Consider the following 12,525-nt stretch of genomic DNA (forward strand, 5'->3'; position numbering starts at 1 on the left):
TCTCCCTGCTCTCGTAGGGTGGGCAAAGCGAAGCGTGCCCACGAATTCCTTTCGGGTCCGAGATGGTGGGCACGGCGCTTTGCACCTTTGCCCACCCTACGGCAGTCTTGCTCAAAACTTCTCCACCCAGGGCCGCAGCTCCAACTCCCAGCTCCAGGCGCTGCGCGGCTGTTGCAACACGTTCCAATAGCTCAGCGCGATCGCGTCGGGATCGAGCATCGAATCCGGCTTGTCGTCCGGTTCCGTGTACGTCGCGCTCTTGATGCCGCCGTCGATCACGAAATGCGCGACGTGGATGCCCTGCGGCGAGAGTTCGCGCGCCAGGCTCTGCGCGAGCCCGCGCAGCGCGAACTTGCCCATCGCGAAGGACGCCGACTGCGCATAGCCCTTGACGCTGGCGGAGGCGCCGGTGAACAGGATTGCGCCGTGCTTGTTCGGCAGCATGCGCTTCGCCGCCTGCTGCGCCACCAGGAAGCCGCCATAAGCGCTGACCGCGATCGCCTGCGCGACGTCGGCCGGAACAAGGTCGACGAACGGCCCGCGCGTGCGGCCGCTGGCATTGTAGACGACGAGGTCGGGGGTGCCTATCTCGCGTTCGACCAGGCCGAACAGGCGCTCGACCTCATCCGGGTCGGTGGCGTTGCAGGCATAAGCCTTCGCGCCGGTCTCGCTGCAGAGCGCGCCGAGCTTCTCGATTTTCCGCGCGGCCAGCGCGACGCGGATGCCCTGGGCAGACAGCAGCCGCGCCAGCGAGGCGCTCAAGCCTTCGCCAGCGCCGACGATGAGGGCGATCTTGTATTTCGGATGTTCCATGGAGTGATCTCTCGGAGACGGGAAGCCGCTGATCTATGTATCGGCCGCGCGGACAACCAGCCGGGGCGATCACAATTCCGCAGAGCGAATTGCTCCTTCACGGCGATCATGCCTCCCTGACAATTTGCGGCTTTATCACGCTCCGCGGCTGGAGCATGATCGACATCATTCAACGCGGCAAGCGCTAAAGCAGCGCGGATATGTGCGCGCGGCGGAAACCAAGAGGACGATCATGCACAAGCCGGTCACAGGTGAGCCAGAAAATGTCGCGGCCGCACCATCCGGCCTGCTGGCGCCCGATACTACTGGCATGAATTTCTACCGCGCCGACCAGGCGCTGGCGGATCTGTTGCGCATCCATCTCCCGGAGAATTTGTTCCGTCACATCGAGCCGCATCTCGATCGCCTCGGCGAGCTCGCCGGCGGCCGTCTCGACGACTGCGCGCGCCTCGCCGACCGGCACACGCCGGTGCTGCACCAGCGCGACAAGTTCGGCCGCGACGTGCAGTGGATCGAGTACCACCCGGCCTATCGCGAATTGGAGAACGCCGCCTTCGGCGAGTTCGGCATCCACGCGCTCTCGATCCGCAAGGGCATCATGGGCTGGCCGGACAAATATCCGGTCGTGGCAAAACACGCCTTCACTTTCCTGTTCAACCAGACCGAATTCGGCATGGGCTGCCCGATCAACGTCACCGACGGCTGCGCCAAGCTGCTCGCCAATTTCGGCAGTGAGGCCCTGAAGGCGAAATATCTCGACGGCCTGACCCAGACCGACATGAGCAAGCTGACGCAGGGCGGCCAGTTCATGACCGAGAAGGAGGGCGGCTCCGACGTCGGCACGCTGACCACGCGCGCAGTGCAGGAGGGCGACCATTGGCGCCTCTATGGCGAAAAGTGGTTCTGCTCGAACGCCGACGCCAAGGTCGTGATGCTGCTGGCGCGCCCCGAAGGCGCCGGCCCCGGCACCCGCGGCGTCGGCCTGTTCCTGATGCCGCGTTTCCTCGACGACGGTTCGCAGAACCACTACCGAATCGTGCGTCTGAAGGACAAGCTCGGCACGCGCTCGATGGCCTCGGGCGAGATCAAGCTCGAAGGCGCGGTCGCGTACGCCGTCGGCAAGCTCGATCGCGGCTTCGTGCAGATGGCCGAGATGGTGAACTCGTCGCGGCTCTCCAACGGCGTCAAGTCGACCGCGCTGATGCGCCGCGCCTACCACGACGCGATGACGGTGGCGAAGAACCGCGTCGTGTTCGGCAATCGCATCATCGACTTGCCGCTTGGGCGCCGGCAGATGCTGAAGATCATGCTGCCGGTCGAGCAAGCGCTGTCGATGAGCTTTCTCACGGCCGATGCGCTCGACCGCGCCGAGGCCGGCAGCCAGGATGCGGCGGCGCTGCTGCGTATCCTCACGCCGACCTTGAAATTCCGCGCCACGCGCGACGCGCGAAAGGTCTGCGGCGATGCGCTCGAAATGCGCGGCGGCATCGGCTATATCGAGGAGTTTGCGACGCCGCGCCTGCTGCGCGATGCGCATCTCGGCTCCGTCTGGGAAGGCACCGGCAACATCGTCGCGATGGATGCGCTGCGGCGCGCGGTCGGACGTCACGGCGCCGAATCCGCGCTCGCCGCCGATCTGCATGCCCGGCTCGACGACAGCGCGTCCGTGCCGCAAGCCTGGCGCGACCGTTTACGCGGTCTCGTCGATCGTGCGGTCGGCTTTGCGCGCGAGGTCGCGGGCAAGGCCGACAACGAGGCCGATGCGCGGCGCGCCACCAGCCTGCTTTATCATGTCGCCAGCGCGGTGGCGCTCGCCTGGGAAGCGCACCGCATCCACGAGATGCGCGGCGATGCGCGGCGGCTGCTGCTCTCGCGCCTCGTGATCGACCATCGGGTGACGGCGGCCGATCCGTTCCGGCTGACGGAAAATGCCGCGCAAGCGAAGATCGCGGAGCTGCTGCTCGGCGATCGCGTGGCCTCCATGAGCGAGGTTGGCGAACTGGTTCTGGCAGCGTAGGCTGCGCGCCACGATCAAACAAAAAACGCGACAGGGAGTGCTCGATGAAGGCCGCCGTCCTCTATGAAGTCAACCAGCCGCTGGTCATCGAGGATGTCAGCCTGCCGAAGCCGGGCCCGCGCGAGGTCCTGATCCGCACGGCGGTCGCGGGCCTCTGCCATTCCGATCTGCACTTCATGGAAGGCCTTTATCCGCATCCGCTGCCCGCGGTGCTCGGGCACGAATCCGCCGGCATCGTCGAGCAGGTCGGCTCCGACGTCACCTATGTGAAACCGGGCGACCACGTCGTGACCTGCCTCTCCGTGTTCTGCGGCACCTGCGACAATTGCACCACCGGCCGCACCGTGCTCTGCACCGACACCACGGTGAAACTGCTGCCGGGCGCCTCCAACCGGATGCAGTGGTCGAAGCCTGAGAAGCTGCACCAGTTCCTCAACCTTTCATCCTTCGCCGAGCAGATGCTCGTGCACGAGAATGCGATCGTCAAGATCCGCAAGGAGATGCCGCTCGATCTCGCCGCGCTGATCGGCTGCGGTGTCATCACTGGCTATGGCGCGGTGGTGAACACGGCGAAGGTGACGGCAGGCGAGACCGTGGCGGTGATCGGCTGCGGCGGCGTCGGCATGGCCGCGATCAACGGCGCGCAGATCGCCGGTGCCGGCCGCATCATCGCCATCGACACCAATCCGGCAAAGCTCCAGCTCGCGACCAAGCTGGGGGCGACCGACATCATCAATCCCGCCGACGGCGACGTCGTGAAGCAGGTGCGCGACCTCACCAATGGCGGCGTGCATCATTCCTTCGAGGTGCTCGGCCGCAAGGAGACCGCCGAGCAGGCGTTTGGCATGCTGGCATCAGGCGGCACGGCCACCATCGTCGGCATGATCCCGTTCGGCCAGAAGATCGAGCTGCATGGCTTCGACTTCCTGCGCGAACGCAGGATCCAGGGCTCGTCGATGGGCTCCAACCATTTTCGCGTGGACATGCCGCGGCTGGTCGATTTTTACCTGCGGGGACGGCTGCACCTGGAAGACTGGATCTCGGCGAAACTGAAGCTGTCGGAGATCAACGAGGGCTTTGCCAACATGAAAGCCGGCAAGACGCTGCGCAGCGTGATCATGTTCGATAGCTGACGGAGGCGCGGCCTCACCGCGACACGTGCGCGGACACTGCGAGCCATTTGCCGTTCTGCCTGGCCCAGCAATCGGTGTAGCGGCCTGACGCCTGCTGGCCATCGGCCGTGGTGTAGCTGGTCGCGGCGTGGATGATGGCGAAGTCGCCCATGATGCGGATCACGACGTCGTGCGCCTGCAAATTGCGGATCGCGATCGGCCGCGCCGTCTGCTCCAGGAAGGAAGCGCGGTCGACCAGCGTCTTGTCGGGATTGGAGCAGTAGAACTCCGGCGCCAGGATCTCGTCGAAACGCTTGACGTCGCAGTTCTGCACCGAGGCGACGTAGTCGCGGTTGAGCGCGGTGAGCTGTTCGAGGTCCTGGCTCATGTTGTTCCTCTCCCTTGTCGACCCTCATGGTGAGGAGGCGCGTCAGCGCCGTCTCGAACCATGAAGGCCATGATGTCTCATCCTTCGAGACGCGCGCCTTGCGCGCTCCTCAGGATGAGGCTTCTCAATCGTCAAACATCTTCGGCGGCACAAACCCGCCGAACTCGCGCTCGATCAGCTCGGCGAGCTTCAGGGGCGTCCTGTCTTCGAGGAAGGGCCCGATGATCTGCACGCCGACGGGCAGGCCGTCCTTCGACAGGCCGAGCGGAATAGCCGTTGCCGGCAGCCCCGTCAGCGTGGCGATGCCGGGCCAGGCAAGCTGGTCCGGATAGGCAAAGTCCTTGCCGTCGATGTTGATCCGGCGCGCCTCCTGCTGCGGCGAATGATCATGCGGATAGGCCGGGGTCGGCATGATCGGGCAGATCACCGCATCGAATGTCCTGAACAATTGCCGCCATTGCGCGCGCAGGCCGGCGCGGGCGCCCTCGTCGAACACCCAGGCCTGATGCGTACAGGTCATGCCGCGCAGCCGCTCCGCGAACAGGCTCTTGTCCTCGGGTGAGAGCTGCGCCGCCCCGGCACGCGCGCCGGCGAGAATGTCCGGCGGAAGGAAGGCGCCCAGAAAGCTCATTAGCATGCGCATGTAGAGGCGCGAGGCATCCGTGAAGTCGGGAAACAGCGGGCTTTCGCGCGCGATGCTCACGCCGGCGCTCGACAATCGCTCCGCCAGCTTCTCGATCGCGCCGTGAATCTCGGCATTCGCAGGCAGCAACCGGTGGCTGTCGATCACCAGCACGCGGAAATCCTTGAGCTCGCGATGTCGCGCCTCCGGCAGCGCGAGCTTGTAGCCGACGCCGAGGTCCAGCGGATCGGGGCCTGCCATCACGTCCAGGAGCAGGGGCAGATCGGCCGCACTCCGCGCCATCGGACCGATCACCGCCATGTCGCGCTCCATCGGAATCGCCGGAAATGGCGGTGGCGTATGGCCGCGCGTCGGACAGAGATTGTAGGTCGGCTTGTGCGCATAGACCCCGCAATGGAAGGCGGGAACGCGCAGCGAGCCGCCGATGTCGGAGCCGAGCGAGAGCGGTCCGTAGCCTGCCGCGAGCGCCGCAGACGAGCCGCCCGATGAGCCGCCGGGCGTGCGGCCGAGATCGAACGGATTGTTCGTCGTGCCGTAGATATCGTTGTAGCTCTGCCAATCCGCGAGCCCGGCGGGAACGTTGGTCTTGCCGAGGATGACGCCGCCGGCGTTCTTCACCCGGGAGATCGACAGCGCGTCCTCCGCCGGCCTGAAATCCTTCTGCGGCGTCCAGCCCCAGGTCGTGGGCAGGCCGGCGACGTTGTAGGATTCCTTCACCGTGACGGGGAGGCCGAGCAGCGGCTTCCGCTCGCCGCGCGCCAGCGCCGCATCCGCCTCGCGCGCCGCAACGAGCGCACGGTCGAAATCCCGTACGCAGATCGCGTTGATCTTGTCGTCATGCCGTTCGATGCGGTCGATCGCATCCTGCGTGAGCTCGACCGCGGAGACCTTCTTCGCGCTCAACGCGGCCGACAGCTCGACCGCGCTCTTGAAACTCCATTCCGATTTGGCCACGGCGCTTCTCCTGCTCTTATTGCCGGTAGAATGATGCGCAGTTTGGCCGAATGCCGCAATGGCTGTTTGATCGCGATTGCCATGCGATGGGGAAACGTTACGCCGCCCCGATCAATATCCCCACCGCCAGCACGATCGCCCCGCCCAGCACGATCTGGAACACGGCCTGGAGGAACGGCGTGTCCATGTAGCGCGCGCGGATGAAGGCGATCGCCCACAATTCGAAGAACACGACGACGCCGGCGATTCCCGTCGCGATCCAGAATGCGTTCGGCCAGCTGTCCGGGACGAGATAAGGCAGGGTGTGGCCGAGCCCGCCGAGCGTCGTCATCGCGCCGCAGGTGATGCCGCGCAGCCAGGGCGAGCCGCGCCCCGTGAGCGAGCCGTCGTCGGACAGCGCTTCCGCGAATCCCATGCTGATGCCGGCGCCGATCGACGCGGCGAGGCCGACCAGGAACGCCTGCCAGTTCTGGTGCGTGGCGAAGGCCGCGGCGAACAACGGCGCCAGTGTCGAGACCGATCCGTCCATCAGGCCGGCAAGGCCCGGCTGCACATATTGCAGCACGAACATCCGCCGCCGCGTGCGGTCTTCCTCGGCGCGCACGTCGGGCTTCAGGATCTCGTCGGTGAGCGCGACGGCGCGATTCTCGTGATGCTTTTCCTCCTCGGCGAGATCGCCGAGCAGGCGGCGCACGCCGACATCCTCGGCCTGCTCGGCGGCGCGCGCGTAGAAGCGCTCGGCCTCGAGCTCCATGGTCTCGACCTCTTTCCGGATCGTATCGAGCGGCAGGTTCTTGGTCAGCCAGATCGGGCGCCGGCGCAAAAAGCCTTTGACGTCCTCGCGGCGGATCGGCGGCAGATGCTGGCCGAAGCGCTCCTCGTAGAGTTTCAGCAGGCGATGCCGGTGGCCGCGTTCCTCCTCGGCCATCTCCTCGAAAATCTTCGCCGTATCAGGGTAACGCTCGCGCAGATCCTCGGCGAAGGTCATGTAGATGCGGCTGTCCTGCTCCTCGGAGGAGATCGCGACCGCAAGCACCTCGCGCTCGGTCAGATCGGCAAAAGTCTTCACGGCGGCCCTGTTTTGATAGTTTAGAATTATTCTAAACTATATAGGGCGCCGTGGTTCCCGGGTCAAATCAGGCCGCACCTGCTTTCGTCAGGAAATTGAGCAGAAGCCGGCTCACCTCGGCCGGTTGCTCCTGCTGCACCCAATGGCCGGCGCCGTCGACGAGATGGCAGCCGAGCAGCTTCGTGCAGCCGCGCCCCTGCATCGCCTCGAACACGCCGGGGCGCTGATAGGTGCCCCAATCCTGCTGGCCGGAAATGAAGCAGGAGGGCACGTCGATGCTGCGGCCCGCAAACAGCTTCATCTCGTTGTTGAGAACGCCTGACGTACCGTAGCGATACCATTGCAGCCCGCCCTGGAATCCGGTGCGGCCATACTCGGCGCTGTAAAAAGCGAGATCGCTGTCCGGCAGCCATTGGTTGGCGGCGATCGCGGCGGGCGAGGGCATCTCCTTCGCGACCGTCTCGGCCATGGTCTCGCCGAGGTCCATCACATAATAAGTCGGCAGCTTTGCGAGCTCATCCGCCGACCACGATGTCAGCGGATAGGGCTTGTTGTCGGTCCAGTCCGCACTCTTGTGATGGTAGTAGGCGCGCAGGAAATCATGCACGCCCTGTGGCGCGTGCATCATGTCGGCATTGGCTGGGCGCGTCGAATAGTACCATTGATAGTGAATGCGCGGGCGCGGCAGCGCGGCGAGCTCGCGATGAACGGGATCTTCGACAGGCGGCTTCGCTGGCGCATCGGCCGTGTTGAATGGCAGCGCCGGCGCGCCACCGAAAGGCGCGCTCATCAACGTCACTGTGCGAAACACGTCGGGCCGTATCAGCGCGCACCAGGCCGCGACAGGGCTGCCGAAATCGTGGCCGGCAAGGTCCACCTGCCTGTAGCCGAACGCCGACACCAGCGCGAGCGCATCGCGCACGAGGTTCGGAAGCGAGAACGGCGTGAGATCGCCGTCGTAATCGGCGGTCCATCCCGTGGCGCGGCCATAGCCGCGCTGGTCCGGCGCGATCACGTGATAGCCCGCAGCCGCGAGCGCCGGCATCACCTTGCGCCAGGAGAAGGCGAGCTCGGGAAAACCGTGCAGCAGCAGGATGCAGGGACGGCCTTTCGACTCGAACCCGGCTTCGAGCACATGCATCCGCAAGCCGTTGATGCCGTCGACATAGCGCGAGCGGATCCCGGCGGGCAGGGGGATGTCGGGGAGTGTTGTCATGTTTCCCTCCACTCGGGTGGAATCGTAGGGTGGGTTAGCCTCGCGGATTGCGCGAAGCGCAAACCGCCAGGCGTAACCCACCACTTCCGTCTCTGCGGCAAACTAAAGAGGTGGGTTACGCCAAGGGACTGCGCTTCGCGCAGCCCGGGGCTAACCCACCCTACGAGCTACACCGCCACACACTCGAACGCATTCCCCTTGCGCCTGATCTTCCCCACCGACGGTGACGGAAAATGCGCGGTGCAGCACAGCGTGTCGGTGTCGCAATAGCGTTCCAGAAAGCTGCGGCGAGTCTTCGCCGCGGCTGCCTGATCGACGTCGAACTTGATCGACAGCTGCGGATAGAGCGTCTGCAGCGGCGAGTGCATGAGATCGCCGGAAAACACCGCGTCGTCCTTGCCGCGTCCCATCGCGATGGCGATGTGGCCGGGCGTATGGCCCGGCGTCGGCACGATACGGACATGATCGCCGATCTGGTGATCGTTGCCGACGAGCTCATGGCGCTTGGCCTCGACCACCGGCAGCACGCTGTCGGCGAAGGGCGGGATCTCCGCCTTCGCATTCTCCGCGAACCAGTGGTCGTATTCCTGCTTGGCGAAGAGGTAACGCGCCTTGGGGAAGGTCGGCACCCAGCGGCCGTTCTCCAGCCGCGTGTTCCAGCCGACGTGGTCGACATGCAGATGCGTGCACATCACGAAGTCGATGTCATCGACCGAGAGGCCCGCGGCCTTGAGCGCGCGCAAATAGGTATCGTCGGTCTTCATGTTCCATTTCGGACGATTGGGCCGCGGCTTGTCGTTGCCGATGCAGCTGTCGACCAGGATAGTGTGGTGCGGCGTCTTCACCACATAGGACTGGAAACACAGCAGCAGCACGTCCTGCTCGTCCAGCGCCTTGGCCTGGCGCATCCACGCCCGGTTCTCGGCGAGCACCTCGCTCGTCAGTCCCGGCAGCATTTCCAGTGCCGGGACGAACGAGGTTTCCTGCTCGATGACGCGATGGATGGTGAGATCGCCGACCGCGTATTTCAGGCTCATGAGAACTCCCGAGATTTATGCCGCCGGCGGCACCGAGATCTTCACGGAGGGGCGCTCCAGCATCTTCTGGTGGAAGGCGTCGAGCTTCGGATAGGCCTTGCGCCAGCCGCAATCGGCGAAGCGGAAGTCGGCATAGCCGAGCACGCAGACGAGGCCGATCTGCGAGATGTCGAACGGGCCGTCGAGAACTTCAGGCATGTTCTCGAAACGCGCCATGCCGGTCCAGGCCCGGTTCCAGTGGTCGTCCGACCAGGCCTGCCATTGCAGACCCTGCGGCCGCACCATCTTCTCGTAGCGGCACAGCAGCATGGAATCGAGCATGCCGTTGATCAGGGAGTGATTGGTCTTGGCCTTCCAGCGCCGCGGACCGTAATCCGGGATCAGGCTGCCGCCGGCCATCTCGTTGAGATATTCGACGATGACGTAGGAATCCAGAATGACGTCGCCGTCATTGGTGATCAGCACCGGCAGCTTCTTCAGCGGCGTGATGCGCGAATAATCCTCGTTGACCGTGCCCGGCGCGACGGTGGCGGGCGTCAGCTCGATCTTGTCGATCAGCCCGAGCTCGATCGCGGCGATGCGCACCTTGCGAGCAAAGGGCGAGGCTTGGGAGAAGGAGAGTTTCATGGGAAATAACCTCTATCCAGACAGATGGTCCTCATCCTGAGGAGCGCGCCCGTTGGCGCGCGTCTCGAAGGATGGATAACGAGGGATTTTCTCTCGCCACCCGGCGCATACGTCGGGTGGCGGTGTTCTTGGCGCATCCATCGAGACGCGCGCGTTGCGCGCCCCTCAGGATGAGGCGAAGACTTTACGCCCCGATGATCTCCTGCCTCTGCTCGCCGAGGCCTTCGATGCCGAGCGTGACGACGTCGCCGACGTTGAGGAAGGTCGGCGGCTTCATGCCGAGGCCGACGCCGGGCGGGGTGCCCGTGGTGACGATGTCGCCCGGCAGCAGGGTCATGAACTGCGAGACATAGGAGATGCACTGGGCCATGGAGAAGATCATGGTCTTGGTCGAACCGGTCTGGCGGCGCTGGCCGTTGACGTCGAGCCACATCGAGAGGTTCTGCACGTCCTTGACCTCGTCCTTGGTGGCGAGCCACGGACCGACCGGGCCGAACGTGTCGTGCGACTTGCCCTTGGTCCACTGACCCAGGCGCTCGGTCTGGAAGGCGCGCTCGGAGACGTCGTTGCAGACGCAATAGCCGGCGACGTAGTTCAGCGCGTCGGCTTCCGAGACATACTTCGCGCGGGTGCCGATGATGGCGGCGATCTCGACCTCCCAGTCGAGCTTGGTCGAGCCGCGCGGCTTTTCGACCGCGTCGTTCGGGCCGGACAGCGAGGTGTTCGCCTTCATGAAGATGATCGGCTCGGTCGGGATCGCCGCACCGGTCTCCTTGGCGTGGTCGCTGTAATTGAGGCCGATGGCGACGAATTTCGAGATGCCGGTGACGGGCGCGCCGAAGCGCGGCTTGCCGGAGACGGCGGGCAGGGAGGCGGGGTCGAGGCCTGCGAGTTTCTTCAGGGACTCGGGCGAATAGGCTTCGCCGGTGAGGTCCTTCACATGCGCCGACAGGTCGCGCAACTGGCCGGATTTGTCGATCAGGCCGGGCTTTTCCGCACCCTTTTCGCCATAACGAACAAGCTTCATTCTCGTTTCTCCCTGGAGATGGACCGATCGGTTAAATAGCTTCATGGAACAGGGCGGCGGGAAATTCAACCGCCGAAAAGGGATGCATTGCAGCCCTTCCTTGTAGGGTGGGTTAGCCGCAGGCGTAACCCACCACTTTTCTCCGCGGAAGCGGACAGTGGTGGATTACGCCGAGCGGTTTGCGCTTCGCGCAATCCGCAGGGCTAATCCACCCTACGATTGCAGCGCCACAAACCTGAACGCGTCGCCGTCCCGCTTGATGTGTCCGGCCGAGAAATGCCCGCCGATCACCAGCGTCGGAGTATCCGCAAACCGTCCGAACAGCGCTGCCCGCGTCGCGGCCGATTGCGCCTGGTCGGAATCCGCAGTCGAGGACCAGCCGAGATGCGCCATCTGGCAGGGGTGATGGGCGACGTCGCCGGCGAGCAGACCCTGCTCACCGTCCGACTGGATCAAAACGCTCATATGGCCGGGGCTGTGGCCCGGGGTCGGGATCATGCTGATCTCCTCGCAGAGCCGGTGGTCGCTCGGGACCAGATCGGCCCTGTCGGCATCGACGATCGGCTTCACGGAATCGCCAAACACTGCCGCCTTGTCCGGCTCAATCGAATGTTCCAGCCAGTGCTCGTATTCGGTCCGGCCGAAGACATAGCGCGCTTTCGGAAAGGTCGGCACCCATTTGCCGCCCACGAGCTTCGTGTTCCAGCCGACATGATCGACATGAAGGTGCGTGCACAGCACGGTGTCGATGCTGTCAGGGGCAAAGCCCGCTTCCGTCATCGTCTCCAGGAATGGTGTGGTGCGGTTATTCCAGGCCGGGACGTTGCGGCCCTGCTTGTCGTTACCGAGGCTGGTGTCGACCACAATGCGTTGCGAGGGTGTTTCCACCACCAGCGAATGGATCGACATCTTCAGCCGGCCCTCTTCGGTGGCGAAATGCGGGATCAGCCAGGGCAGCTTCTGGATTTCGTCGTTGCTCGCCAAAGGCAGGATGAAGCGGGTCGAGCCGACCGTCTCCATTTCCACGATTTTGGTGATTTTGACCTTGCCCACTTTCCACGGCATGCGGCGTGCCCCTCATTTTCTTGCTTTCGCGAAAAGATGCGGCTTTCCGCCGTCGAACGCAATGGATCATCTGCTTCGATGTCGCGTTATCGGAGGAACCCGGCAACAGCCTTAAGGGGGAGTCCATGCCAGAGCTTGCCATATCCACCGACAAGGTCGCCTTCATCATCGAGAAGGCCCGCGAATTCGACGTCAAGGAAGCCGCGTCCGATCCGGACTCGGGGTCCAACCCTTCCGACGATGACGAGATCGACGTGCTGGAGGACTCCAATTCCGATCCGGTCGCAGCCGAGCTCTCCGGCTTCATCCGGGCGCTGAACGAGGACGAGCAGCTCGACCTCGTCACGCTGATGTGGCTCGGCCGCGGCGACGGCGAAGTGGAGGAGTGGGACGATCTGCGCGCTCGCGCCGCCGAGGCGCGCGCCGAATACAAGGCTCCCCGGCGCGAGGCGGTGCAGTATCTCCTCGGCGAGCCGATGCTGGGCGATCTCCTGGCCGACGGCATGGACGAGCTCGGCATCGACTGGACCGACGAGCGGACCACGCCGGTTTCGTAA

The 12,525-nt window shown here is 64.7% G+C and carries 12 protein-coding genes; 3 read left to right on the forward strand and 9 right to left on the reverse strand.

What is annotated here, in order from left to right; all coding sequences use genetic code 11:
- Positions 1-111: 111 nt before the first annotated feature.
- Positions 112-813 carry an SDR family oxidoreductase gene (locus tag NLM25_RS05080; RefSeq protein WP_254136274.1) on the reverse strand — a complete coding sequence of 234 codons (702 nt, stop codon included), beginning with the start codon at positions 811-813 and terminating at the stop codon, positions 112-114.
- A gap of 232 nt (positions 814-1,045) precedes the next feature.
- Here NLM25_RS05080 and NLM25_RS05085 point away from each other — a divergent pair, with 232 nt between their 5' ends.
- Together NLM25_RS05085 and NLM25_RS05090 are read left to right on the forward strand one after the other, a co-directional pair.
- A complete protein-coding gene (locus NLM25_RS05085; protein WP_254136275.1) occupies positions 1,046-2,830 on the forward strand; it encodes an acyl-CoA dehydrogenase family protein in 1,785 nt (594 codons plus the stop codon).
- 44 nt (positions 2,831-2,874) lie between these two features.
- Positions 2,875-3,963: a Zn-dependent alcohol dehydrogenase gene (locus NLM25_RS05090; RefSeq protein ID WP_254136276.1), complete on the forward strand. Its 1,089-nt coding sequence runs from the start codon at positions 2,875-2,877 to the stop codon at positions 3,961-3,963.
- Positions 3,964-3,976: 13 nt separating this feature from the next.
- Here the strand turns inward: NLM25_RS05090 and NLM25_RS05095 are convergent, their stop codons facing one another.
- The 8 genes from NLM25_RS05095 to NLM25_RS05130 all read right to left on the reverse strand — a co-directional run bounded on the left by NLM25_RS05095 (position 3,977) and on the right by NLM25_RS05130 (position 11,968).
- Positions 3,977-4,330, reverse strand: a complete 354-nt coding sequence (locus tag NLM25_RS05095; protein WP_254115767.1) for a nuclear transport factor 2 family protein — start codon at positions 4,328-4,330, stop codon at positions 3,977-3,979.
- Positions 4,331-4,454: 124 nt separating this feature from the next.
- A complete protein-coding gene (locus NLM25_RS05100) occupies positions 4,455-5,927 on the reverse strand; it encodes an amidase (RefSeq protein WP_254136277.1) in 1,473 nt (490 codons plus the stop codon).
- A gap of 97 nt (positions 5,928-6,024) precedes the next feature.
- Entirely contained in the window at positions 6,025-6,996 is a 972-nt protein-coding gene (gene mbfA, locus NLM25_RS05105) for an iron exporter MbfA (RefSeq protein ID WP_254136278.1), read from the reverse strand.
- Between the two features lie 67 nt (positions 6,997-7,063).
- The gene (locus NLM25_RS05110) at positions 7,064-8,212 is read right to left on the reverse strand and encodes an alpha/beta fold hydrolase (RefSeq protein WP_305887578.1); all 1,149 of its coding nucleotides are present in this window, start codon (positions 8,210-8,212) and stop codon (positions 7,064-7,066) included.
- Between the two features lie 167 nt (positions 8,213-8,379).
- Positions 8,380-9,249, reverse strand: a complete 870-nt coding sequence (locus NLM25_RS05115; RefSeq protein ID WP_254136279.1) for an MBL fold metallo-hydrolase — start codon at positions 9,247-9,249, stop codon at positions 8,380-8,382.
- Between the two features lie 15 nt (positions 9,250-9,264).
- Positions 9,265-9,876 carry a glutathione S-transferase family protein gene (locus NLM25_RS05120; protein WP_254136280.1) on the reverse strand — a complete coding sequence of 204 codons (612 nt, stop codon included), beginning with the start codon at positions 9,874-9,876 and terminating at the stop codon, positions 9,265-9,267.
- A gap of 184 nt (positions 9,877-10,060) precedes the next feature.
- A complete protein-coding gene (locus NLM25_RS05125; RefSeq protein WP_254115779.1) occupies positions 10,061-10,903 on the reverse strand; it encodes a fumarylacetoacetate hydrolase family protein in 843 nt (280 codons plus the stop codon).
- A gap of 213 nt (positions 10,904-11,116) precedes the next feature.
- On the reverse strand, positions 11,117-11,968 hold the full coding sequence (locus NLM25_RS05130) for an MBL fold metallo-hydrolase (protein WP_254136281.1): 852 nt from the start codon (positions 11,966-11,968) through the stop codon (positions 11,117-11,119).
- Positions 11,969-12,093: 125 nt separating this feature from the next.
- On the opposite strand from NLM25_RS05130, the gene NLM25_RS05135 reads away from it, so the two are divergent.
- Complete coding sequence (locus NLM25_RS05135; protein WP_254136282.1) at positions 12,094-12,525, forward strand: DUF3775 domain-containing protein; 432 nt, start codon at positions 12,094-12,096, stop codon at positions 12,523-12,525.

This window comes from Bradyrhizobium sp. CCGB01 (genome assembly GCF_024199795.1).
Classification (GTDB): domain Bacteria; phylum Pseudomonadota; class Alphaproteobacteria; order Rhizobiales; family Xanthobacteraceae; genus Bradyrhizobium.

Coding starts and splice junctions, on each gene's coding strand:
- NLM25_RS05080 (WP_254136274.1), bottom strand. CDS start 813: ATGGAACATCCGAAATACAAGATCGCCCTCATCGTCGGCGCTGGCGAA.
- NLM25_RS05085 (WP_254136275.1), top strand. CDS start 1,046: ATGCACAAGCCGGTCACAGGTGAGCCAGAAAATGTCGCGGCCGCACCA.
- NLM25_RS05090 (WP_254136276.1), top strand. CDS start 2,875: ATGAAGGCCGCCGTCCTCTATGAAGTCAACCAGCCGCTGGTCATCGAG.
- NLM25_RS05095 (WP_254115767.1), bottom strand. CDS start 4,330: ATGAGCCAGGACCTCGAACAGCTCACCGCGCTCAACCGCGACTACGTC.
- NLM25_RS05110 (WP_305887578.1), bottom strand. CDS start 8,212: ATGACAACACTCCCCGACATCCCCCTGCCCGCCGGGATCCGCTCGCGC.
- NLM25_RS05115 (WP_254136279.1), bottom strand. CDS start 9,249: ATGAGCCTGAAATACGCGGTCGGCGATCTCACCATCCATCGCGTCATC.
- NLM25_RS05120 (WP_254136280.1), bottom strand. CDS start 9,876: ATGAAACTCTCCTTCTCCCAAGCCTCGCCCTTTGCTCGCAAGGTGCGC.
- NLM25_RS05125 (WP_254115779.1), bottom strand. CDS start 10,903: ATGAAGCTTGTTCGTTATGGCGAAAAGGGTGCGGAAAAGCCCGGCCTG.
- NLM25_RS05130 (WP_254136281.1), bottom strand. CDS start 11,968: ATGCCGTGGAAAGTGGGCAAGGTCAAAATCACCAAAATCGTGGAAATG.
- NLM25_RS05135 (WP_254136282.1), top strand. CDS start 12,094: ATGCCAGAGCTTGCCATATCCACCGACAAGGTCGCCTTCATCATCGAG.